This is a genomic window from Flavobacterium sp. XS2P24, from assembly GCF_030010285.1.
GTDB lineage: Bacteria > Bacteroidota > Bacteroidia > Flavobacteriales > Flavobacteriaceae > Flavobacterium > Flavobacterium algoritolerans.
This window is the reverse complement of record NZ_JASCRU010000001.1, coordinates 162,952-185,491: the sequence shown is the minus strand read 5'-3', so window position 1 is coordinate 185,491 and position 22,540 is coordinate 162,952. Positions and strand designations below refer to the sequence as shown.

Below are 22,540 nucleotides of genomic sequence, written 5' to 3'. Positions count from 1 at the left end.
TCCTTATTTATGTCTTTTTTATTCTGGTATTTTCCACTTATTAATTTAGTTGCTTTTTCAATAATAGCAGTTGACAAACGGCTGGCCATACAGCAAAAAAGGCGCATTTCTGAACGTAATTTATTGCTTACGAGTCTAATCGGCGGTACAATTGGTTCCGGATTAGCGATGCTTTTTTTTCGACACAAAACTTCTAAAATGTCTTTTTTATGGAAGTTTTTTTTAATTGGGATATTGCAGGTTTTTATTGTGTATTTCTATGTTATAAAATCTAAATAATTACTCTTGTTGATTACTTCAAAAGTAGCTTCCGGATATGCTTTTGCGAAAGCAGCAGGAATTTTGACTTTTTTAGTTTCACTCCACTTAAACTCAAATCCAGCCAGTTCTTCGCCTTTTTCCTCAAGCCAGTCTAGTTCTTGCTGATCATAAGTCCGCCAGAAATAATTATTCGTTTTTATTTTTAGGTAATTTTGCTTTTTAACGCGTTCTACTGCCAAGTAATTTTCCCATAAATCACCCACATCTGTTCTAGAATCCAATCGGTTGAAATTATTAATGATGCCGTTTCTAATGCCATTGTCATAAAAATACCAACGGCTGGATTTCACAATTTCTTTTCGAAGATTGCGACTGAACCCTTCTACTTTGAAGATAATAAACACTTTAGAAAGCAAATCTAAATAGTTAGCAACTGTGTTTTTAGACATTTGCAACTGATTTGCTAATTCCTGCAACGAAACTTCTTTTCCTAATTGATAGGCTATCAAACGCAGCAAATCATATATTTTATCGGCGTGTTTTATTCCTTCAAAAACTAAAATATCTTTCAGTAAATACGAATTGATGATTTCATATAAATACTCTTTTTTATCCTCCCAATCTGAATATTGAATCAGTTCCGGATAACTTCCAAAGAGTAATCTTTCTTCTAAATTTTCTGTAGTTTGTTTGTAATTTTCGTATTGGGAATATTCCATTTGTGCCAATGGAAAAAGATACAAGGTGTTTTTTCGTCCTACTAATGGTTCACCAAGATTGTTGTTTAAATCAAATATTGAGGAACCTGTAGCAATGATTTTGATTCCATCAATAGCATCCACAATCAATTTTAGAATAAGTCCAATATCAGGAATCGTTTGGGCTTCGTCTATAACCAGTAAATCAATATTGAGTAATAATCGCTTGTAATTTGCTACAGAACGTTCTTTGAGCAGATTAGCGTCATTAATATCTTCCCCGTTCAGTTGCAAATAACTTCCATCAGGAATAGTTTGAAGGTAATTTTTTATTAGTTCGGTTTTTCCAACACGACGAGCACCTAGTAAAATCAATACTTTATTAGGAAGTACTTTTTTACCAAAATCTTGAAACACTGCTCTTTTTAAATAATTTTCCATTCTATTTGATTTAGAAATCTAAACCAAATATAATCAAAAAATAGTAATTCAGTCAATACGTTGACTAAATTAATGTAAATTCAGTCAACGCACTGACTGAATTAATGTAAATTCAGTCAATAAAAATTTCTAACAAGAAATTTTATCTACTCTATTTTGGTGTCTTCCACCTTCAAATTCGGTGTTTAAAAACGCTTCTACCATTTCTACTGCTTGTGGAATTGAAGTAAAACGAGCGGGAATACTAATAATATTCGCATCATTGTGTTGACGCGCCAAAACTGCAATTTCTTTCATCCAACATAAAGCAGCGCGAACTTTAGACTGTTTATTCACTGTCATAGAAATTCCGTTTCCGCTTCCGCAAATAACGATTCCAAAATCAGCTTTTCCCTCAGCAACATCGGTCGCAACCGGATGACCAAAATCAGGATAGTCCACACTGTCTGCTGAATCTGTTCCGTAATTAGTTACCTCATGTCCTTTTGCTTTAAGCATTTCAACAATTGCTTTTTTGTAATCTGGTCCTGCGTGATCATTTCCTATGGAGATTTTCATCTTATATGTATTAAGTTGTGTGGTGCAAATTTAAATAAAGAAATCTAGTTTTGCAGAATTTAAATTTCGCTTCTTTAATTGATTATTACAATTGATATAAGTCAGTAAAAATATAAGTTAACAGGATATTTTATAACTATCAGATTGCTATCATATTAGCGGTTATGAACAATTCCAATAAATCTATAAATAGCTGTAAATCAATGTGGATTTTATATTTAAAATGTTAAAAATTTACATTGTTAATAGCAAAACGCAATTGCTTGATATTCAGTTAACTTTAAATTAACATACAATGTTCATAACTTTAGATAGAATATTAGAAGTTTTTTATGGTTGTATCTAAAAAATAAGTAATCCAAAACCCATATTAGAAATCCAAATTAAGTTCGTTGAATTTTTAGAATAGTTATCAATATTAAAAAGTAGTTTATCAACAAATTTTAGAAAAGTACTTATTTACAAAATCAATTCTTTTTAGATTATTAACCATTGTTAATTAAAATTAGAAAAGACTTTAAAACGAAGACTTTAGTATAAAATAACTATGTTGATAAGTCCGTATAACATCTTTTAACTTGATTTCAATACATTTTAAAATAAATTTATTGCCACTATTAACACACTATAATAACAACCAAGAAAGAATTTAAATTTAATTTTTCTTTTTGTTTATTTAAATATATGTTGACAACTTTGAAAAAATTAAAATTCAAAAAATAGATTTTACTGTTCTAATTTCCTTTAAACTATTTTTAGATTGTTATTCAAGTCATCAAGAAATTCTTGCACTTTTTCAAAATCATTGATGTGAATTTTAAGTTTGATTCCACCGTAGGCAAAACTCCCAAATGGATCAACTGAAACTAAGGTTTCGTTTTCAAAAAAATAATTAATTTTTTCTTGTTCCAATAAATGCTTCAGCACTACAATTTCATGTGAATAATTAAAAATCGCAATTGTTTGAAAGTCTTCCATTTTAATTGTTTTTATAAAGATACAACTATTCTTTAAAGTTATATTTTCTTTAAAACTGTTAGCTCTTTACCGAAAACAGTTAAGTATTTTGTAATTTTAAACTTTTAAGAAAAGATATATGAGTAAAAGATTAAGAAAGCCGATAAAAAAAGAGAAAGACTACTCTGATAAAATATTAAAAATATTATCGCAAAGTGCTAATAAAGCATTCAATTATAAACAAATAGGAGCAAAGCTGGAACTCGATGATACCCAAAGCAGAAATCAAATTATAAAAGATTTGAAGATTCTGGCTTCTCAAAATAAAATTATAGAATCTGAACCTGGAAAATATTTAGTAAAAGCAATAAGCAAAGACTATTACGAAGGTAAAATTGACATGACAGGACGTAAAACAGCTTATTTTGTTTGTCCAGATTTAGAAGAAGATGTTTTTATTCCTACCAATAATTTGAACCATGCTTTAGACAAAGATATTGTCAAAGTCTATGTTTACAATAGAAGAAAAGGGAAAAGACCTGAAGGTGAAGTCATTGAAGTCATTGAAAGAAATAAAACTGACTTTGTTGGTGTAATTGACATTCAAGCTAATTTTGCTTTTGTTTCTACTGCAAATCCAAAAATGTATACTGATATTTTTATTCCAAAGGATAAAATAGGCGAGGCGGAGCAAGGCGATGTAGTTTTGGTTCATATCGAAGATTGGCCAGCCAGAGCCGATAGTCCTTTTGGTTCCGTAATAAAAGTTTTAGGTAAACCAGGAGAACACGATACAGAAATTCACGCTATTCTTGCTGAATACGGATTACCATCAGAGTTTCCTATTGAAGTAGAAACGTTTGCACAAAAAATTGATACTTCCATAGAGGAAAGTGAAATTGCCAAGCGTCGCGATATGCGCGATACATTGACTTTTACCATTGATCCAAAAGATGCAAAGGATTTTGATGATGCTTTATCATTTAAAAAATTAGAAAATGGTAATTACGAAATCGGTATTCACATTGCCGATGTTTCCCATTATCTTCAAGAAGGAACAATCCTAGATGATGAAGCCTATCAAAGAGCGACATCGGTTTATTTAGTGGATAGAGTAGTGCCAATGTTACCGGAAGTATTATCAAATTTTGCGTGTTCATTGCGTCCAAATGAAGAAAAATATACGTTTTCGGCTATATTCGAAATTACCGAAAAATCTCAAGTTGTGAATCAATGGTTTGGTAGAACAGTAATTTATTCAGATCAAAGATTCTCTTACGAGGAAGCGCAATACATCATAGAAACGAAGGACGATGTGATTCCGGAAGAAATTTCTATAACTGGAAGTTCGTATCAAGTTTCAGCAGCAATTGTTGCTGCGACGCTAAAAATGGATGAATTAGCTAAGATTTTCAGAAAAAGAAGAATGGCTGATGGAGCGATTTCTTTTGATAAAGTAGAAGTGAAATTCAATTTAGATGAAGCTGGAGAACCTCAAGGTGTTTATTTTAAAATATCAAAAGATGCGAATCATTTGATTGAAGAATTCATGCTTTTGGCCAATAAAAAAGTAGCAGAATATATTGGAAAACAAAAGAAAACCTTCATTTACAGGATTCATGATGAACCAAATGAAGATAAATTAATTGCCATGCAAACGGTAATTGCAAAGTTTGGTTACAAAATTGATTTCCGAAACAAAGGTGATATTTCAAAATCATTGAATGCGTTGATGGAAGAAGTGAATGGTAAAAAAGAACAGAATTTAATTGATACGCTTGCCATTAGAAGTATGAGTAAAGCCAAATATTCTACCGATAATATAGGACATTACGGTTTAGCTTTTGAATATTATTCTCATTTTACATCACCAATTCGTCGTTATCCCGATGTAATGGTGCATCGATTATTACAACATTATTTAGATGGAGGAAAATCAGCTGATGAAGAAACGTATGAAACAAAATGTTTGCATTCATCTACAATGGAAGGTTTAGCAACCAATGCTGAGCGTGATTCTATCAAATACATGCAGGTAAAATACATGCAGGATCATCAGGATCAGGAATTTTTAGGTGTAATTTCTGGTGTGACAGAATGGGGAATTTATGTAGAAATCATCGAAAATAAATGTGAAGGAATGTGTAGAATACGTGATATAAAAGACGATTATTACACTTTTGATGAAAAACAATATGCACTAACCGGCGCAACTTCTGGTAGATTATTACAATTAGGAGATGAAATTTACGTTAAAGTAAAAAATGCCGATTTAGTTAAAAAACAACTGGATTTTAATTTTTTAAGAAGAATTGAAGAACCAATTAAATAAAAAAAATGAAATCAAAGATTCACGAATACCAAAAAAGCAATATTAGAAATATGAGTAAAAAATTAGTGATTATTGCCTTTGTATTGTTAACTCAAATTACAAATGCTCAGGTAAGCAGAAACTTAGGAGATTTTGATGAAGTAAAAGTATTTGATAAAATCAATGTAAAATTAATTTCAGCTTCAGAAAATAAAATAGTTATCACTGGAGACCGTGCAGATGAAGTAGAAACGGTAAATAAAAATGGCGAATTGAAAATCAGAATGCCATTTCCACAATTGTTATCTGGAGATGATATTACAATAAAATTATATTTTAAAAATATTGAAAGTATCAGCGCCAGTGAGGGAAGTTATGTATCAAGTGAAACTGATTTCAAACAAACTATGTTAGATTTGAATGCAAAATCAGGAGCAGAGATTAACATTGAAATTGATGTTGATAAAGTGAATATAAAAGCCAGTGCCGGCGGAATAATTGATGTTTCTGGTAAAGCAACAAATCAAGATGTTGTTATTATTTCAGGCGGAATTCTGAAAGCAATTGATTTACATACAAAACAAACAACAATAAGCGTTGCTGCCGGAGGAAAATCTGAAATTCATGCAACTACATTAGTTGATGCAAAAGTGAAAGCAGGAGGCTCTATTTTTATCTACGGTAAACCAAAACAGATTAATAAGGAAGTTTTCATTGGCGGTACTATTTTAGAAAAAAATTAGTACTTTGGTTTAGATTTTATGGTAATAAATTTAAATTTTTAATGATAAACGATATTTTATCTGGTATTCCTTGGGGAATTTTCTTGAGTTTTATGATTGGTCCTGTTTTTTTTATTTTACTGGAAACAAGTATTATAAAAGGGTTTAGAGCTGCTTTAGTATTTGATTTAGGAGTAGTTTCAGGAGATATTGTTTTTATTGGAATTGCTTATTTAGGAAGTTACAGGTTGATTCAAAGTTTAAAAGATCAACCAGCACTTTTTATTTTTGGAGGTGTATTGATGCTGGTTTATGGTATAATTTCCTTCATACAATTAAAAAAAGAAGAAAAAATAAATACTGATATTATTGACAGGGAAATAGTCAAAAAAAACTATTTAAGTCTTTTTATAAAAGGGTTTTTGTTAAACATTATTAATATTGGTGTTCTTGGTTTTTGGTTAGCCATTATTATTTCAGTAGGACCAAAATTAGAAATGCAAACCTTCAGAATGATAACTTTTTTTACATCAGTGGTGGTTTCTTATTTACTTATTGATTGTATTAAAATATTATTAGCCAAGCAATTAAAAACAAAACTAACACCGGTAAACATTCTTAAAATCAAAAAAGGAATCAGTATTGTAATGATGGTTTTTGGGATGGTTTTAATAACTCAAGGTTGGTTCCCAGAAGAAAAAGCAATGGTTAAAAAAGCATTTGATAAGATTGATAATTAAAAGAATATAATTTCTATAATAATAAAAAAAGCCTTGATTCTAATTAATTTAGAGCCAGGGCTTTTTTATATTTAAAAAGTTAAGTCATTTTTTTTTTAACCATTAAGGAATTAAGAAAAATTAAGTCTAAATTTTAATGAAACTTAATCTCTTAATGGTTAATAATTTAGACATAAAAAACCTCTAAATTACTTTTAAGGTTTTAGATTTTTCTACGGATTCGAACTATACTTTTATTTAATTTTTCTTAAAAATTAGACATAAAAAAAACCTCCAAAGTAATTTGAAGGTTTTAGATTTTTCTGCGGATTCGAACTATATCTTTATTTAATTTTTCTTAAAAATTAGACATAAAAAAACCTCCAAATTACTTTGAAGGTTTTAGATTTTTCTGCGGATTCGAACTATATCTTTATTTAATTTTTCTTAAAAATTAGACATAAAAAAACCTCCAAATTACTTTGAAGGTTTTAGAGGCATCGTCCGGATTCGAACCGGAGTAGGAGCTTTTGCAGAGCCCAGCCTAGCCGCTCGGCCACGACGCCATTGTTAAACGGATGGCAAAAGTACTTAAAAAGTTTAAAGTTTAAAAGCTTAAAGTTTAAAAGTTTCAAAAAATATTTTTTTATCCTTTTCAAACATTTCTTATTTAACTTCTATATTCTTCCATTTCTATAGTAACTGCTTCAACATCACCACCAATAGGAGGATTGAGTTTAGAAACTGCAACAATAATTCTGGAAACCTCAGGAATTTCCTCAAAAATTCGAGTTATGATTCGGTGTGCAACATGTTCTAATAAGTCCGAACGAATAGCCATTTCTTCTACTACAATGCGATTTAAAAGCACGTAATCCACAGTATCTTTCAAATCATCCGTTATACTGGATTTTCTCAAATCAGTCTTAACTTCTAAATTTACGGTATAGTCAGACCCTATTTTTCCTTCCTCGATTAAACAACCATGGTAGGAGTAGGTTCTTATATTTTTAAGTTTTATGATTCCCATTATTTTATTTTTTTGTTTAAAGCGTAAAGTTTAAAGCGGAATTACTAACTTTTCATAGGTTTCTATGGAAACAGTAAACATTAAACCTTAAACTTTTTTACCTTTGCTAAAATAAAACAAAAAAATGTCAACTGAAGAAAAATCACTCCATTTTATAGAACAAATCATAGAAGACAGTTTATCAAACGGTTTTCCCCAAGATAAATTACGTTTCCGTTTTCCACCAGAACCTAATGGGTATTTACACATAGGTCATGCCAAATCGATTTGCTTGAATTTTGGATTGGGATTAAAGTACAATGCGCCAGTTAACTTACGTTTTGACGATACAAATCCTGCCAAAGAAGAGCAGGAATATGTAGATGCCATAAAAGAAGATTTACAATGGTTGGGCTTCAATTGGGCTGAAGAAAGATATGCATCTGATTACTTCCAACAATTATATGATTGGGCTGTAAAAATGATTAAAAACGGTAAAGCTTATATTGACAGTCAATCTTCAGAGGATATGGCTGCGCAAAAAGGAACACCTACACTACCTGGAGTTGATGGACCTTACAGAAACCGTTCTATCGAAGAAAATCTTACTTTGTTCGAAGGAATGAAAAATGGAGATTTTGAAGAAGGAAGCCATGTTTTACGTGCTAAAATTGATATGACTTCGACTAATATGTTGATGCGTGATCCATTGATGTATCGTGTTTTACACCGTCATCACCACAGAACAGGAAACGATTGGAAAATCTATCCAATGTATGATTTCGCACACGGAGAAAGTGATTATATAGAACAAATTTCACATTCTATCTGTACGTTAGAATTTGTCATGCACAGAGAATTATACAACTGGTTTTTGGACCAAATTTACCCTGAATCAAGTTCAGGGTCTAATGACTCAAAAGTAAAACCACATCAATATGAATTTGCGCGTTTGAACTTGAATTACACCGTAATGAGCAAGCGAAAACTGTTGCAATTGGTACAGGAAAACATAGTAAATGGTTGGGATGATCCAAGAATGCCAACGATTTCCGGATTAAGAAGAAGAGGGTATACAGCCAATTCTATTCGTAAGTTTTGTGATATAATTGGTGTTGCCAAAAGAGAAAATATAATCGATTTTTCACTTTTGGAATTTTGCTTGCGCGAAGATTTGAATAAAACTGCTCCAAGAGTTATGGCGGTTTTAGATCCAATAAAATTAGTAATTACGAATTATCCGGAAGATAAAGAAGAATGGCTGGAAGCCGAAAATAATCAAGAAGACGAAAGTGCAGGATTTAGAAAAGTTCCTTTTTCAAGAGAATTATACATTGAAAGAGAAGACTTTTTAGAAGATGCTCCGGCGAAGTTTTTCCGATTGAGTTTAGGCCGAGAAGTACGTCTAAAAAATGCGTACATCATTAAAGGAGAAAGTGTTATAAAAGATGCTGCAGGAACTATTACGGAGATTCATGTAACGTATGACGAAGATAGCAGAAGCGGAAGTGGGAGTGAAGCCAGTCAAAGGAAAGTGGCTGGAACCTTGCACTGGGTTTCTATTCAACATGCTTTAGAAACAGAAGTTCGTCTCTATGATCGCTTGTTTATTGATGAAGCGCCAGACAGTCATAAAGAGAAAAATTTCTTGGAATTTATGAATCCAAGTTCGTTACAAATTGTAAAAGGATTTGTAGAACCAAGTTTAGCAACGGTTCAATCTGGAGAGAAATTCCAGTTTCAACGTTTGGGTTATTTCAATGTGGATAAAGATACAACCGAAGGTAAAATTGTCTTTAATAAAACCGTTGGATTGAAAGATGCTTGGGAAGAAAAAGGCAAAAAAGAGGAAAATTTATTGATGAACACTCAAAAAGAAATCAATAAATATGTAAAAGAAAAGGATGAAAACAACGCGAGTTTGATTTTAAACAGCATTGTTGAAAACATAAAAAGTATTGATAATTACAGTTTAATTATTCAGACTATTGTCAAAAATATCAAGAATGATAATAACTCCTTGTTGTTTTCTAATTTAATTTTACATCATTCAGATAAAGTTCAAGTAAAAGATATCGAAGAAGAAGCTTTGACAAAATTATACACGATGTCGTTAAAAAGTCAAATGGCAGCCGTTAGAATTTTAGCTGTTGAAAATTTGCAAAATGATTTGAATAATTTCAGCCTTTTCGAAACGCAACTTTCAGAATTAAAAACGAACGAGAAAAACGAAAAAGTGTTACAATTATTAAATGATCTTAAAATATAATTCAAAATATTAATTATAGATTTTATCAATTAAAAGCTCTCTTCTTAGAGGGCTTTTCTTATTATTGTAATTTCTTATAAAAAAAGCATTTTTAATAATTATTTCCAATTAAAAACGAGGTTCATAAATTGATTTTAAGGCAGTTTTTTAAAACAAAGGACAATCAATATGGAATCCAAATAAACATTAAACAGCTCGCTTTTATTTGCTTTTTGTCTTGTAAAATTACACTTTAACGAGTTGTTAACGGGTAGTTGTTAATAAATTTGTATCTTTATGAAACAAACTTTTAAAATTAAGAATCATGTCGAATAATACAGGAAATACATTATTGGCTCTTTTGACAGGAGCAGCTATTGGAGCTGGAATCGGAATTTTATTTGCTCCGGATAAAGGTTCTAAAACAAGAGGAAAAATTAAAGATGGTTTTGATGATGTTAAATGTGAATTAAAAAATAAATTAGACAATGCATCTTTAGAATTGAAAGATAAATTCACAAGTGCAAAATTTGATTTAGAAGAAACTTATGAAGAACTGGTTTCAAATATGAGTCACAAGACCGAAGATGTAATTTCATTCTTAGAAGAAAAATTAGCGGAGCTAAAGAGGCAGAACGCAAAACTTCAAAAATAATTTTGATTTACCTATTGTATCAAATCCTAAAAACAAATCCATGGCCTTTGAAGAACTAAAAGAAAATACAGAAAACATTCAAGAACAAGCCAAAGCTTATTTAGAAAGTACTGTGGCGTATTATAAATTGTGGGGTTTCAAGGTTGCAATGAAATCAACAACGATGATCATAAAATTTTCATTGATTTTATTGTGTTTCAGTATGGTTTTATTGTTTTGTTCTGTTGCCGCTGCGTTAGCTATAGGTATCGCTTTAGATAGTTACGCTTTGGGATTTTTAATCGTTGGAGGAGTTTATCTTGTGATTACAGGAATTTTATTTTCTATAAAAGATAAAATCGTTGAAGGACCAATTTTAGAGAAATTTTCAGAAATATTTTTTAACGACTAACTTATGGAAACCAAAAAATATTCTTCGTATGCTCAAATTGAAAGGGAACTTGAAATTTTAAAGATTGAACAAGAAATCAGTTATCAGAAATTGGCTTATGGTTTTCAAAAAACAAAAGAAAGCATAACGCCAATGAATCTTGTAAGTGGAGTTGTTGGTTCTGGTTTATCTGCATTTTCAGGGTCATACGGAACAATCTTAAACATTGCATTACCGTACATAATCAAATGGATTAAAAAAATAAAAAGAGGCAATTAAGCCTCTTTTTTTATGAATTCTAGTAAATTATTCTTCTGTTTCCGGGCTTTCTGGAGCTTCTGGTTTTTCAGGAATTTCTATATTTTTTTCTCTTCTTGAAGTTCCTTTTTCACCTCTTTTTTTCATCAATTCACCCACTTGATTGGAAGCACTGAACGAAGCAATCATATTGTTGAGCATATCACTTCCAGCTTGTGGAGAATTAGGCAATAAAATCAGATTTGAATTTGCGTCAGCGCCAATAGCTTGCAGTGTATCATAATGTTGTGTCACTACAATCAATGCCGAAGCTTCCTGAGAATTTATCCCAACTCTGTTCAAAACATCTACACTTTCTACTAAACCTTTGGCAATTTCTCTTCTTTGGTTCGCAATACCTTGTCCTTGTAATCTTTTGCTTTCGGCTTCAGCTTCGGCTTTGGCTACAATTCTAATTCTTGATGCTTCAGCTTCAAATTCAGCTACCGTTTTTTCTCTATCAGCAGCATTAATTCTATTCATGGCATTTTTCACTTGAATATCCGGATCAATATCTGTTACCAAAGTATTGATAATCGTGTATCCATAAGTAGTCATGGCTTCATTCAATTCTCTTTTTACAGCAATGGCAATATCATCTTTTCTTTCAAAAACATCATCCAATTTTAATTTAGGAACTTCGGCACGAACGACATCAAATACATAAGAAGTAATTTGATCGTGTGGATATTCCAGTTTATAAAAAGCATCATAAACGGTCTCTTTAATAACCATAAATTGAACTGAAACTTTAAGCTTAACAAAAACGTTGTCTTTAGTTTTTGTTTCAATGATAACGTCTAATTGTTGAATTTTTAGATTCACACGTCCTGCAATTCTATCTATCAAAGGAATTTTTAAATGCAAACCGGATTGTCTGATACTTAAAAATTTTCCAAATCGTTCTACAACAACAGCTGTTTGTTGTTTTACCGTAAAAAATGAAGACAGTAAAATAAAGAACCCAAAGACTAGTAGGATAATTAACGCAATATTCATAATATTTTTTGTTTTTAGTTAAAAATTATCTCACAATTTACAAAAAAACTTTAGGTTTGTCTTTGTAAATTTCAATTATATGAGAAAGATATCGTTTACTTTATTTTTTGTTTTCATTTCCATAACAGCCTTTTCCCAATATAAATACAGGGATTCAAATAGGATAGGAATCAGTTTTGGAGTCAATCAATTTACCTTGAACACTGATAATTTCCAAACTAAACCTGAATTGGGTTGGAATGCTGGACTTTCGATGCGGGGAAATTTCTATAATAATTGGGACATGGTGTATAACATTCAATTTAGCGAGAATAATTTTTCTGTTGTAACAAACACTTTTACTTTGGCTAAAGAAGATGTTAACTATAAATTGGCGTCAGCTCAAGTGTCTTTACAAGTGAGTTATAAACTTGTTGAAAATCATTTGAGTATTGAGTTTGGACCCATTGTTCAAGTAAATGGAAAATTAAATATTGATAATGCAGATGAAAATAATGTTATATCTGGTACAACGTTGTTAGCCAAAGATATTAGAGAGATTTCAAATTTTAATTTTTATCCAACGGTTGGAATCACGTTTGGTGTTCGTCATTTCAGAGCAAATGTTTCCTATCAATATGGTGTCAATAACATGCTTGAAAACTTGAACAACAAGAATTTAGGAGTATATTTCAAGGGAAATCCTGGAATACTAAATGGGAATTTGATTATTTATTTGTAGCTAATCACATAAGAATATAAAGTAGAAGGCTCAAAGTTCACTAAATAAACCTAGTGAACTTTGAGCCTTTCTTGGATAACTTTGTGTTTAAAAACTACAAAGTTGCTATTGCTTTTTGAATTCTGTTAATCGTTTCGTCTTTTCCAATTACTTCAACGATATCAAATAGGTGAGGACCTTTCAGCGCGCCAACCAAACTCAAACGAAACGGTTGCATTACTTTTCCCATTCCAATTTCATTTTTCGTCATCCAGTCTTTGACAATCGTTTCGATATTCATCGAAGTGAAATCCGTGATTTCCTCCACAACAGAAATTAATTCCTGCATTAACGCCGGAGTTTCTTCCTTCCAGTTTTTGCTTGCTTTTTCATCATACGCTGTTGGAGCCACAAAAAAGAAATCACTCATTTCCCAAAATTCAGAAACAAAATGCGCGCGTTCTTTGATTAAAGAAACCACTTTTGTTAAGACACTTTCATCAACAGAAAATCCTTTTTCAGCCAAAATAGGAGCATAAGCTTTCGCTAAAGTTGCATCTTCTTGCTTGATTAAATACTGGTGATTGAACCATTTGTTTTTTTCCGGATCAAATTTAGCTCCGGATTTATGAACTCTGTTCAGGTCAAAAGAATTTACTAATTCTTCCAGCGAGAATAATTCTTTATCTGTTCCGTCATTCCAACCTAATAACGCTAAAAAGTTGATTACGGCTTCCGGGAAAAATCCTTTTTCTCTGTAACCTGATGAAACGCCTTCTGCGGTTTTCCAATCCAATGGAAATACTGGAAATCCCATCTTGTCACCATCACGTTTGGATAATTTTCCGTTTCCAACAGGTTTCATAATCAATGGTAAATGTGCAAATTCCGGTGCTTCCCAACCAAATGCTCTGTACAATAAAACGTGCAAAGGCATAGAAGGCAACCATTCCTCACCACGAATTACATGCGAAGTTTCCATTAAATGATCATCCACAATATTAGCTAAATGATAGGTTGGCATTCCGTCACTTTTGAACAATACTTTATCGTCCAAAAGATTCGTTTCAAATTTCACATCACCACGAATAATGTCATGCAAATGCAATGTTTCATTCACCGGAGTTTTAAAACGGATGACATAATGTTCTCCTGCAGCAATTCTTTTAGCAGTTTCATCAGCAGAAATCACTAACGAAGTGTCCAGTTTTTCTCTGTTAGTATGATTGTATATAAAGGTTTTTCCTTGTTCTTCTTCTAGTTTTCTTGCTGCATCTAAAGCTTCGGCTGTATCAAAAGCATAATATGCATTTCCGGAATTGATTAATTCAGCAGCATATTGTTGGTACAAATCTTTTCTTTCGCTTTGACGGTATGGACCAAATTTTTCATTTTTACCAATAGTCTCATCTGGCGCAATTCCTAACCATTCCAGCGCTTCCATGATATATTCTTCGGCACCCGGAACAAAACGATTTTGATCCGTATCTTCAATCCTCAGGAAGAAAACACCATTGTTTTTTTTGGCAAACAAATAATTGAATAATGCGGTACGAACTCCGCCAATATGTAAAGGTCCAGTTGGACTTGGTGCAAAACGCACCCGAACTTGTTTAGACATTGCTGTAAATTTTTTGCGAAGATACAAATTCGATTTCTCATGTTATTATCTGAAAATGAGATAATGTAAGATTAATGAGTTTGATGATTTTTAACATTTCTTTATTCATATAAATTGTTACTTTTATTGGTTACAAAAAACAAAGCATAAATTTTGGAAACTCAGCAATTTATTTATCAAAAATTAGAAGCTTTCATCAGGAAGTTTTACACGAACCAATTGATACGGGGAACTATTTTCTTTATCGGTTTAGGATTGTTGTATTTCCTTTTTACGCTTTTTGTCGAATATTTTCTTTGGCTCAAGCCAATGGGAAGAACCATTTTATTTTGGACTTTCGTTGGAGTAGAAGTGTATCTGTTGTTTCGTTTTATTTTGTTTCCCATTTTTAAATTATTCAAACTTCAGAAAGGAATCGATTACAATCAGGCTTCGGCAATTATTGGAAATCATTTTACAGAAGTGAGCGACAAACTGACTAACTTTTTGCAATTGGCGGATTCTGATATTCATCAGAATAAATCGGAATTATTGGCCGCATCGATTGAACAAAAAGCGAATGCGTTGCAACCAATTCCTTTTGGGAATGCCATTAATTATAACCGAAACAGAAAGTATTTTCCTTTGGCTTTAATTCCAATATTATTGTTTGCTTTCTTTTATGTCTCGGGTAACAGCAACATGATTTCTCAAAGTTTGAATAGAGTAGTACATTTCAATTCGGCTTTTCTGCCGCCGGCTCCTTTTAAATTCGTGATTTTAAATTCGAATTTACAAACCGAACAAGGAAAGGATTTTATCCTTCGAATAAAAACCGAAGGAAAAATTGTTCCTGAGAATGCGATGATTTTTATTGATGATGAAAGTTATTTTATGGAATCTTCTAAAGCAGGAGAATTCCAATTTAAGATGGCGAAGCCTTCAGAAAACATTTTGTTCCACGTGGAGGGAAATGCTATTTCTTCTCCAGATTATGAATTGAAAGTGATTACCGTTCCATCGATTGCTAATTTTGAAATGCAGTTGAACTTTCCTTCTTATTTGAATAAAAAAGCTGAAATTATAAAAGGAACAGGAAATGCAATCATTCCGGAAGGAACGCGTGTGACTTGGAAAATGAACACACAAGCCACAGAAAATGTAGCGTGGATGGATGGAATTTCAAAAGCTACTTTTTCGAAAACTGAAAACACCTTTGTTTTATCTAAAAATATAGTTCAAAACACAGATTATCAAATATTTACTTCAAATGAGAAGGTAAAAAATTACGAAAAACTCAATTATCAGCTTACTATTGTCAAAGATCAGTTCCCAACGATTAATGTGAACAACGCACCGGACAGTTTGAAGGTGGTTAAGAACTATGTTTTAGGTCAAATCTCAGATGATAATGGTTTGTCTAGACTTCAGATTGTGTATTACGAAAGAGAGAAACCACAAACTGCCAAACGTGGAACAATTGCTATTAAGAAAAGTGCTTTTGACCAATTTGTATTTTCGTTTCCAAGCAATCTTCCGGTGGAGCAAGGCGTGTCTTATGATTATTATTTTGAAGTTTTTGATAACGATGCCATCCATAATTTCAAAAGTACAAAGTCTTCGGTTTTCTCTAATCGTGTTTCTACAGATGAAGAAAAGGAAGATCAAATTTTCCAGCAGCAAAGTGACAACATTAACAGTTTAGAGAAGTCTTTAAAAAACCAAGATAAGCAAATTTCTGAAATGGAGAAGTTGCAAAAAACTGGAAAAGAAAAAGAAAATCTGGATTTCAAAGATCAGCAAAAAGTAAATGATTTCATCAAACGTCAAATGAAACAGGATGAGATGATGAAAGAATTCACTAAAAAAATGAACGATAATTTGGAGCAATTCAAAACCGATAAAAAGGATGAGTTGAAAGAAGAGCATCAAAAACGAATGGACAAAGCCGAAAAGGAATTGGAAAAAAACCAGAAGCTTTTAGATGAATTGAAAGAACTAAACGATAAAATTCAGAATGAAGAGTTGTTGTCTAAGTTGGATAAATTCAAACAAAACAGTAAAAACCAAACTAAGAATTTAGAACAGTTGGTGGAGTTGACAAAGAGGTTTTATGTCGAAAAGAAAGCAGAACAATTAGGAGACAAACTCGACAAGCTTTCTGAGAAACAAGATAAATTATCGAATGATGAAAAGGAAAACAAACTAGATAAGCAAGAAGATATCAATACTGAATTTGACAAAATCCAAGAAGATTTAAACGATCTTGAAAAAGAAAACAAGGAATTGAAATCACCTTTGGATTTACCAAAAGATGATGCTAAAGAAAAAAGCATTGACGAAGATTTAAAGAAAGCGTCTGAGGAATTGAAGAAAGACAAAAAGGACAAAGCCAAACCAAATCAAAAAAGCGCTTCTAAAAAGATGAAAGAGATGGCGCAAAAAATGGCACAAACTTTGGAGCAAGGTGAGATGGAACAGTTGCAGGAAGATGTGGCAATGTTGCGACAAATTTTAGATAATTTATTAGCGTTTTCTTTATCACAAGAAGACTTGATGAATCAGTTCAAAAAGCACAAATCAGGGTCTCCGGCCTTTAATAAAAATATTAAAATCCAACAGGATTTAAAGCAACAGTTCAAGCATGTTGATGACAGTTTGTTTGCAATGTCGTTGCGTAATCCAAAAATTGCTGAAGACATAACCAAAGAAATTGGCAATGTAGTTTACAATGTAGATAAGTCTTTATCCAGTTTAACCGATGCTCAAGTTCCAAAAGGATTATCACACCAGCAGTACACTGTTTCTGCGGCTAATAAACTTGCAGATTTTCTAAGTGATATGCTTAACAATATGCAAATGCAGATGTCAGGAATGGGTTCTGGGAAACCGAAGCCAGGACAAGGACAAGGAATGCAATTGCCGGATATTATTAAAAAGCAAGAAGGTCTTGGCGAGAAAATGAAAGATGGAATTAAAAAAGGGGAGAAACCTGGAGAAGGTCAAAAAGGACAAAATGGCAAGCAAGCTAAACCTGGAGAATCGGGTGAAGAAGGCGAGGGTGGAGAGGGCGATGCACAAGCTATAATGGAAATTTATAAAGAGCAAAAGCAATTGCGTGAAGCATTGCAAAACGAATTGAATAAACAAGGATTGGGGGGTAATGGACAAAGCGCTTTGGAACAGATGAAGCAAATTGAAAAGCAATTACTGAATAAAGGTTTTAAGAACGAGACACTTCAAAAGATACTGGATGTAAAACAGGAATTATTGAAATTGAATTCTGCTATACAACAACAAGGAGAGGAAAATAAGCGCCAATCTGAAACCAATAAAAAGGAGTTTAATAATCAATCTAATGCGCTGCCAGCTGCTTTATTAGATTATTTGAATAGCATAGAAATATTAAATAGACAATCCTTACCTTTGCGCTCGAATTTTAATCAAAAGGTTCAAGAATATTTTAATAAAAAATGATCAATTTTAATTACGAAACCGACTTTAATTTAGACAACGAAGAAGCCATTGAGGCTTGGTTGGGAAATGTTATTGTGTCGGAAAAGAAAAAAGAAGGAGAGATAAATTATATCTTTTGTGATGATGAATATCTACACAAAATTAATGTTGAGTATCTTGACCATGATACGCTTACGGACATCATCAGCTTTGATTATTCTTTGGGTAATGAATTGCATGGCGATATTTTTGTTTCTATCGAAAGAGTGAAAGACAATGCGGTTGATTTCAATGTTTCTTTTGAGGAAGAGTTAAAGCGCGTTTTAGTTCACGGGATTTTACACTACTGCGGTTATAAAGACAAAGGGGAGGCTGAAGAGCTCCTAATGCGCTCTAAAGAGGATGAAAAAATAGCTATGTTTCACGTGGAACAATAGCGCTGTTTTTGTTTTTTAAATCTAAAGTGTTTCACGTGGAACATTTAGAGTTGGTTTAAAAATAGGTTTGCAATGTTTCACGTGGAACAAAATATAGATTTCAAAATTACAATCCTGAACAAGGATTAAATTATAAAAGAAGATGTTTCTAAATGAATATGATGTAATCGTTGTGGGTGCAGGGCATGCTGGTTCAGAAGCTGCAGCCGCTGCCGCAAATTTGGGTTCAAAAACCTTGTTGGTTACAATGAGCTTGCAGAACATTGCCCAGATGTCATGTAATCCAGCGATGGGTGGAATTGCCAAAGGACAAATTGTGCGTGAGATTGATGCGCTTGGAGGATACTCGGGAATTGTTTCGGACAGGACGGCAATCCAGTTCAAGATGCTGAACAAGTCCAAAGGTCCTGCAATGTGGTCGCCGCGCGTTCAAAGTGACCGTATGCGTTTTGCAGAGGAGTGGAGGATGATGTTGGAAGGAACTCCAAATCTTGATTTTTATCAAGAAATGGTGAAAGGTTTGATTATTGAAAACGGAAAAATAAAAGGAATCCGGACTTCGCTTGGAGTGGAGATTCGATCTAAATCGGTTGTGTTGACCAATGGAACTTTCCTAAATGGTTTGATCCATATTGGTGAAAAACAATTTGGTGGAGGAAGAGCAGGCGAGAGTGCTGCTTATGGAATTACCGAAGATTTAGTGAATGCCGGTTTTCAAGCAGGAAGAATGAAAACAGGAACGCCTCCAAGAGTGGATGGACGTTCTTTGGATTATTCGAAAATGAACGAGGAAAAAGGGGATGCTAAGCCAGATAAGTTTTCTTATTCGGATATAACGTCACCGTTGGTTCATCAGAAATCGTGTCACATGACGTATACGTCTCTTGAAGTTCACAATATTTTGAGAGAAGGTTTTGATCGTTCTCCGATGTTTAACGGTAGAATAAAAAGTCTTGGGCCAAGATATTGTCCATCAATTGAAGATAAAATTAATCGTTTTGCTGATAAAGAAAGACATCAATTATTTGTGGAGCCAGAAGGATGGAATACGTGTGAAGTTTATGTAAATGGTTTTTCCACATCGCTTCCTGAGGATATTCAATTCAAAGCGTTGAGTTCTGTTGCGGGATTTGAGAAGGTGAAATTCTTTCGTCCGGGTTACGCAATCGAATATGATTATTTCCCGCCGACACAATTGAAACACACTTTGGAAACAAAACTTGTTGAAGGTTTATATTTTGCCGGACAAATTAACGGAACTACAGGATATGAAGAAGCGGCTTCTCAAGGATTAATGGCAGGAATTAATGCGCATTTAAAAGTGCATGAAAAAGCACCATTAATTTTAAAAAGAGACGAAGCCTACATTGGGGTTTTAATTGACGATTTGATTACCAAAGGAACTGAAGAGCCGTACAGAATGTTTACGTCTCGTGCGGAATACAGAACGTTGTTGCGTCAAGATAATGCTGATTTCAGATTAACGCCGATGTCACATGAAATTGGTTTGGCTTCGGAAGCGCGTTTACGTAGAATGGAACACAAATTAAATGAGTCTGAAAAAATGGTGGCTTTCTTCAAAGAAACGAGTGTTTCGATTGCGGAAGCAAATCCTATTTTAGAATCAAAAGATACGGCGTTGATTACGCAAGGAGATAAAATGTTTAAAGTATTCTCTCGTCCGCAAATTGATTTGGAAGACATCATGAAATTTGAAAAGGTTGCAGCTTATGTTGCAGAAAACGATTTGGACCAAGAAATTTTGGAACAAGCCGAAATTCAAGTGAAGTATTCTGGTTATATCGAGAAAGAAAGAAACAATGCGGATAAATTGACAAGATTGGAAGATGTAAAGATTCCTGAGAATTTTGACTATGAAAAAATCAAATCGATGTCAATTGAAGCCAAGCAAAAATTAAGCAAGATTCGTCCGGTAACCATTTCTCAAGCATCAAGAATCAGTGGTGTGTCGCCAAGTGATGTTTCGGTGTTGTTGATTTATATGGGACGATAAGATTTAAGATTGTTGATATAGGATTAACGATTTTTGATTTAAATCTGGAATCAGAAATCGTTAATCTTTATTCTTAAATCAATTTGTTCCACGTGAAACTACGTTGTGAAGCCTTGCTATAATTGAATAATCACAAAAATAAATAATTCAGCCCTGAAAGCATCCGTTGGTGTTTTCAGGGTTTAGTTTAAAATTAAAATATAAAAGCACTATTAATTAATGGACATTTCAAACCAACAGCCTTTTTTAACCGTTAAAGATTATTCTGTTTCTCAGGAAATTTTCGATTTATATTATGATGATAAATTGGACATGCTGATTACGTCTCCGCAACCCAGCTTAGAAAATTTAGGAAAGTATTACGAAAGTGTGGATTATATTTCGCATACTGACAGCAAAAGGTCTTTGTTTGAAAAAGCATATCATTTTGTAAAAACTATTGCGCTGAAAAATAAATTGAATTTAATCAATTCATTGCAACCTAATAAAGGAAGCATTTTAGATATTGGAGCCGGAACAGGTGATTTTTTATCTGTGGCTAAAGAAAATGGTTGGCACACGATAGGAGTAGAGCCAAGCGAAAAAGCTAAAGCGATTGCAAAAAAGAAAGGCGTTTCATTTGTTGGGGCAATCAGCGAATTAGACAATCATTCTTTTGATGTGATTTCGATGTGGCATGTTTTGGAACACGTTCCAAATTTAGAAAACCAAATCAAAGAATTGAAACGATTATTAAAACCAAATGGAACTTTAATTATTGCTGTTCCAAATTTCAAATCTTTCGATGCAAAACATTACGGAAAGTTTTGGGCTGCTTACGATGTGCCAATTCATTTTTGGCATTTTTCTAAAACGGCAATAAAATTGCTTTTCGAAAAAGAAGAAATGAAATTGGTAAAAGTGCTTCCTATGAAGTTCGACTCTTTTTATGTGAGTTTACTTTCGGAAAAATATAAAACAGGTAAAATGAATTATATAAAAGCCTTTTTTGTCGGATTGCAATCAAATTGGGAAGCGAAGAAGAATTTTGAGTATTCTTCACACATTTACATCCTAAAAAACAACTAAAAATCATTTTAAGCGCATTTAAGCGCATTTTTTAATGAAATCGAGGGTGATTATTGGATTTTTGGACTGATTAGTTTATTTAAAAGATATGAACGTCACTTTTGATAGTCATAAATTATGCGTTCATTAATCGCAATAATAAAATCTTATATCATAAATATGTAGCATTTTTTAAACTTTATGTCAATGCTGTCTATTTTTTTATATTTTTGTCACCAATACTTAAAATTAGAAATTAACCGAAATGAAATCGAATATTCAAGAATACCAAAAAAGTAATATTAAAAATATGAGTAAAAAAGCATTAGTAATTATCGCACTTTCAATTTCACTTGTTGCTTGTAATAAACCTGCAGAAGTTAAAGAAGTAAAAACAGCTTACGTAGATACTTCTGAATTAATGAAAGAATATACAGAGGCAAAAGACCTTGAAGCAAAATATAAATCAAAAGCAGAAGAAAAAGGAAGACAATTAGAAGCTGAAATTGCAAGATTTAAGCAAGAAGCAGCAAGTTTTCAATCTCAAGCACAAGCAAACGGTCAAGCTTGGGCACAACAAAAAGGTGCTGAATTGCAAAAACGAGAGCAACAATTAGGTTATGCGCAACAAGCATTGTCTCAAGAATTGCAACAAGAAAGCGGAAAAGAAATGGATTCTTTAGTAAGCGGAGTGAAAAAATTCATCAAAGCATACGGTAAAGAAAAAGGATATGCATACATCTACGGTACAGGTGACGCAGCTTCAATTCTATACGCTGAAGACAAATTTGATATCACAAAAGAAATTATCAAAGCCTTGAACGACAAGTATAAAGCTCCTGCTAAAACAGAAGAAAAAGCAGAAGCTAAAAAATAATTTTTTTATATTAATTCAAAAAATTGCCTTCGTCTACCCTTAGATTGAAGGCATTTTTTTTGAAGCTATCGGGGCTAAAAAATAGTTGAATTATAATCCTAAAATGTTTTCCAAAATTAAAATAGTATTCCTAATTTTCAATACTTTAGCTTTACATATACACG

The 22,540-nt window shown here is 32.5% G+C and carries 20 protein-coding genes and 1 tRNA gene; 14 read left to right on the top strand and 7 right to left on the bottom strand.

Annotated features, from left to right (window positions below; genetic code table 11):
- The first annotated feature begins 9 nt into the window (after positions 1 to 9).
- On the top strand, positions 10 to 279 hold the full coding sequence (locus QLS31_RS00810) for a DUF1294 domain-containing protein (RefSeq protein WP_282741824.1): 270 nt from the start codon (positions 10 to 12) through the stop codon (positions 277 to 279).
- On the opposite strand, the gene QLS31_RS00805 is transcribed toward QLS31_RS00810, so the two are convergent.
- The 3 genes from QLS31_RS00805 to QLS31_RS00795 all read right to left on the bottom strand — a co-directional run bounded on the left by QLS31_RS00805 (position 258) and on the right by QLS31_RS00795 (position 2,936).
- Complete coding sequence (locus QLS31_RS00805; RefSeq protein WP_282741822.1) at positions 258 to 1,400, bottom strand: AAA family ATPase; 1,143 nt, start codon at positions 1,398 to 1,400, stop codon at positions 258 to 260. The genes QLS31_RS00810 and QLS31_RS00805 overlap by 22 nt on opposite strands.
- A 129-nt stretch (positions 1,401 to 1,529) precedes the next feature.
- Complete coding sequence (rpiB, locus tag QLS31_RS00800) at positions 1,530 to 1,958, bottom strand: ribose 5-phosphate isomerase B (protein ID WP_099713954.1); 429 nt, start codon at positions 1,956 to 1,958, stop codon at positions 1,530 to 1,532.
- Between the two features lie 744 nt (positions 1,959 to 2,702).
- A complete protein-coding gene (locus tag QLS31_RS00795) occupies positions 2,703 to 2,936 on the bottom strand; it encodes a hypothetical protein (protein WP_099713953.1) in 234 nt (77 codons plus the stop codon).
- A 118-nt stretch (positions 2,937 to 3,054) separates the two neighbouring features.
- On the opposite strand from QLS31_RS00795, the gene rnr reads away from it, so the two are divergent.
- From rnr to QLS31_RS00780, 3 genes are read left to right on the top strand one after another with little or no spacing between them, the layout of a single operon-like run.
- Entirely contained in the window at positions 3,055 to 5,247 is a 2,193-nt protein-coding gene (gene rnr, locus QLS31_RS00790) for a ribonuclease R (protein WP_282741820.1), read from the top strand.
- A gap of 5 nt (positions 5,248 to 5,252) precedes the next feature.
- Positions 5,253 to 5,969, top strand: a complete 717-nt coding sequence (locus QLS31_RS00785; protein ID WP_282741818.1) for a head GIN domain-containing protein — start codon at positions 5,253 to 5,255, stop codon at positions 5,967 to 5,969.
- 41 nt (positions 5,970 to 6,010) lie between these two features.
- Entirely contained in the window at positions 6,011 to 6,688 is a 678-nt protein-coding gene (locus QLS31_RS00780) for a LysE family transporter (protein WP_282741815.1), read from the top strand.
- Positions 6,689 to 7,162: 474 nt separating this feature from the next.
- Here QLS31_RS00780 and QLS31_RS00775 read toward each other — a convergent pair.
- Positions 7,163 to 7,233, bottom strand: a tRNA-Cys gene (locus QLS31_RS00775).
- Between the two features lie 104 nt (positions 7,234 to 7,337).
- Complete coding sequence (folB, locus tag QLS31_RS00770) at positions 7,338 to 7,697, bottom strand: dihydroneopterin aldolase (protein ID WP_099713950.1); 360 nt, start codon at positions 7,695 to 7,697, stop codon at positions 7,338 to 7,340.
- Positions 7,698 to 7,821: 124 nt separating this feature from the next.
- Between folB and QLS31_RS00765 the strand changes: the two genes are divergently transcribed.
- The 4 genes from QLS31_RS00765 (at position 7,822) to QLS31_RS00750 (ending at position 11,228) form a co-directional block, all read left to right on the top strand.
- A complete protein-coding gene (locus QLS31_RS00765) occupies positions 7,822 to 9,945 on the top strand; it encodes a glutamine--tRNA ligase/YqeY domain fusion protein (RefSeq protein WP_282741813.1) in 2,124 nt (707 codons plus the stop codon).
- A 304-nt stretch (positions 9,946 to 10,249) separates the two neighbouring features.
- Positions 10,250 to 10,579 (top strand): YtxH domain-containing protein, encoded by a 330-nt coding sequence (locus QLS31_RS00760; protein WP_099713948.1) that lies wholly within the window; start codon positions 10,250 to 10,252, stop codon positions 10,577 to 10,579.
- 40 nt (positions 10,580 to 10,619) lie between these two features.
- Positions 10,620 to 10,970 (top strand): phage holin family protein, encoded by a 351-nt coding sequence (locus QLS31_RS00755; protein WP_099713947.1) that lies wholly within the window; start codon positions 10,620 to 10,622, stop codon positions 10,968 to 10,970.
- 3 nt (positions 10,971 to 10,973) lie between these two features.
- On the top strand, positions 10,974 to 11,228 hold the full coding sequence (locus tag QLS31_RS00750; RefSeq protein ID WP_282713219.1) for a DUF6327 family protein: 255 nt from the start codon (positions 10,974 to 10,976) through the stop codon (positions 11,226 to 11,228).
- 27 nt (positions 11,229 to 11,255) lie between these two features.
- On the opposite strand, the gene QLS31_RS00745 is transcribed toward QLS31_RS00750, so the two are convergent.
- A complete protein-coding gene (locus tag QLS31_RS00745) occupies positions 11,256 to 12,245 on the bottom strand; it encodes an SPFH domain-containing protein (protein WP_121343140.1) in 990 nt (329 codons plus the stop codon).
- Positions 12,246 to 12,324: 79 nt separating this feature from the next.
- Here QLS31_RS00745 and QLS31_RS00740 point away from each other — a divergent pair, with 79 nt between their 5' ends.
- Complete coding sequence (locus QLS31_RS00740; protein WP_282741810.1) at positions 12,325 to 12,966, top strand: outer membrane beta-barrel protein; 642 nt, start codon at positions 12,325 to 12,327, stop codon at positions 12,964 to 12,966.
- A 94-nt stretch (positions 12,967 to 13,060) separates the two neighbouring features.
- Here QLS31_RS00740 and gltX read toward each other — a convergent pair whose 3' ends face one another.
- Entirely contained in the window at positions 13,061 to 14,566 is a 1,506-nt protein-coding gene (gltX, locus tag QLS31_RS00735; RefSeq protein WP_282741807.1) for a glutamate--tRNA ligase, read from the bottom strand.
- Between the two features lie 153 nt (positions 14,567 to 14,719).
- On the opposite strand from gltX, the gene QLS31_RS00730 reads away from it, so the two are divergent.
- The 5 genes from QLS31_RS00730 (at position 14,720) to QLS31_RS00710 (ending at position 22,376) form a co-directional block, all read left to right on the top strand.
- Entirely contained in the window at positions 14,720 to 18,022 is a 3,303-nt protein-coding gene (locus QLS31_RS00730; RefSeq protein ID WP_282741805.1) for a hypothetical protein, read from the top strand.
- Positions 18,019 to 18,438, top strand: coding sequence for an rRNA maturation RNase YbeY (gene ybeY, locus QLS31_RS00725; protein ID WP_282741803.1), 420 nt, complete (start codon positions 18,019 to 18,021; stop codon positions 18,436 to 18,438). Before QLS31_RS00730 ends, ybeY begins: the two co-directional genes overlap by 4 nt.
- A 142-nt stretch (positions 18,439 to 18,580) precedes the next feature.
- Positions 18,581 to 20,452: a tRNA uridine-5-carboxymethylaminomethyl(34) synthesis enzyme MnmG gene (gene mnmG, locus QLS31_RS00720; RefSeq protein ID WP_282741802.1), complete on the top strand. Its 1,872-nt coding sequence runs from the start codon at positions 18,581 to 18,583 to the stop codon at positions 20,450 to 20,452.
- 219 nt (positions 20,453 to 20,671) lie between these two features.
- Entirely contained in the window at positions 20,672 to 21,520 is an 849-nt protein-coding gene (locus QLS31_RS00715) for a class I SAM-dependent methyltransferase (protein WP_282741800.1), read from the top strand.
- 244 nt (positions 21,521 to 21,764) lie between these two features.
- Entirely contained in the window at positions 21,765 to 22,376 is a 612-nt protein-coding gene (locus tag QLS31_RS00710) for an OmpH family outer membrane protein (RefSeq protein WP_233206852.1), read from the top strand.
- Positions 22,377 to 22,540 lie beyond the last annotated feature (164 nt).

What these genes read in the sequence shown, in the direction of transcription:
- QLS31_RS00745 (WP_121343140.1), bottom strand. Translation starts at nt 12,245, where the DNA reads ATGAATATTGCGTTAATTATCCTACTAGTCTTTGGGTTCTTTATTTTA.
- gltX (WP_282741807.1), bottom strand. Translation starts at nt 14,566, where the DNA reads ATGTCTAAACAAGTTCGGGTGCGTTTTGCACCAAGTCCAACTGGACCT.
- QLS31_RS00795 (WP_099713953.1), bottom strand. Translation starts at nt 2,936, where the DNA reads ATGGAAGACTTTCAAACAATTGCGATTTTTAATTATTCACATGAAATT.
- rnr (WP_282741820.1), top strand. Translation starts at nt 3,055, where the DNA reads ATGAGTAAAAGATTAAGAAAGCCGATAAAAAAAGAGAAAGACTACTCT.
- QLS31_RS00760 (WP_099713948.1), top strand. Translation starts at nt 10,250, where the DNA reads ATGTCGAATAATACAGGAAATACATTATTGGCTCTTTTGACAGGAGCA.
- ybeY (WP_282741803.1), top strand. Translation starts at nt 18,019, where the DNA reads ATGATCAATTTTAATTACGAAACCGACTTTAATTTAGACAACGAAGAA.
- QLS31_RS00805 (WP_282741822.1), bottom strand. Translation starts at nt 1,400, where the DNA reads ATGGAAAATTATTTAAAAAGAGCAGTGTTTCAAGATTTTGGTAAAAAA.
- QLS31_RS00710 (WP_233206852.1), top strand. Translation starts at nt 21,765, where the DNA reads ATGAAATCGAATATTCAAGAATACCAAAAAAGTAATATTAAAAATATG.
- mnmG (WP_282741802.1), top strand. Translation starts at nt 18,581, where the DNA reads ATGTTTCTAAATGAATATGATGTAATCGTTGTGGGTGCAGGGCATGCT.
- QLS31_RS00765 (WP_282741813.1), top strand. Translation starts at nt 7,822, where the DNA reads ATGTCAACTGAAGAAAAATCACTCCATTTTATAGAACAAATCATAGAA.
- QLS31_RS00810 (WP_282741824.1), top strand. Translation starts at nt 10, where the DNA reads ATGTCTTTTTTATTCTGGTATTTTCCACTTATTAATTTAGTTGCTTTT.
- QLS31_RS00785 (WP_282741818.1), top strand. Translation starts at nt 5,253, where the DNA reads ATGAAATCAAAGATTCACGAATACCAAAAAAGCAATATTAGAAATATG.
- QLS31_RS00755 (WP_099713947.1), top strand. Translation starts at nt 10,620, where the DNA reads ATGGCCTTTGAAGAACTAAAAGAAAATACAGAAAACATTCAAGAACAA.
- QLS31_RS00780 (WP_282741815.1), top strand. Translation starts at nt 6,011, where the DNA reads ATGATAAACGATATTTTATCTGGTATTCCTTGGGGAATTTTCTTGAGT.
- folB (WP_099713950.1), bottom strand. Translation starts at nt 7,697, where the DNA reads ATGGGAATCATAAAACTTAAAAATATAAGAACCTACTCCTACCATGGT.
- QLS31_RS00715 (WP_282741800.1), top strand. Translation starts at nt 20,672, where the DNA reads ATGGACATTTCAAACCAACAGCCTTTTTTAACCGTTAAAGATTATTCT.
- QLS31_RS00740 (WP_282741810.1), top strand. Translation starts at nt 12,325, where the DNA reads ATGAGAAAGATATCGTTTACTTTATTTTTTGTTTTCATTTCCATAACA.
- rpiB (WP_099713954.1), bottom strand. Translation starts at nt 1,958, where the DNA reads ATGAAAATCTCCATAGGAAATGATCACGCAGGACCAGATTACAAAAAA.
- QLS31_RS00750 (WP_282713219.1), top strand. Translation starts at nt 10,974, where the DNA reads ATGGAAACCAAAAAATATTCTTCGTATGCTCAAATTGAAAGGGAACTT.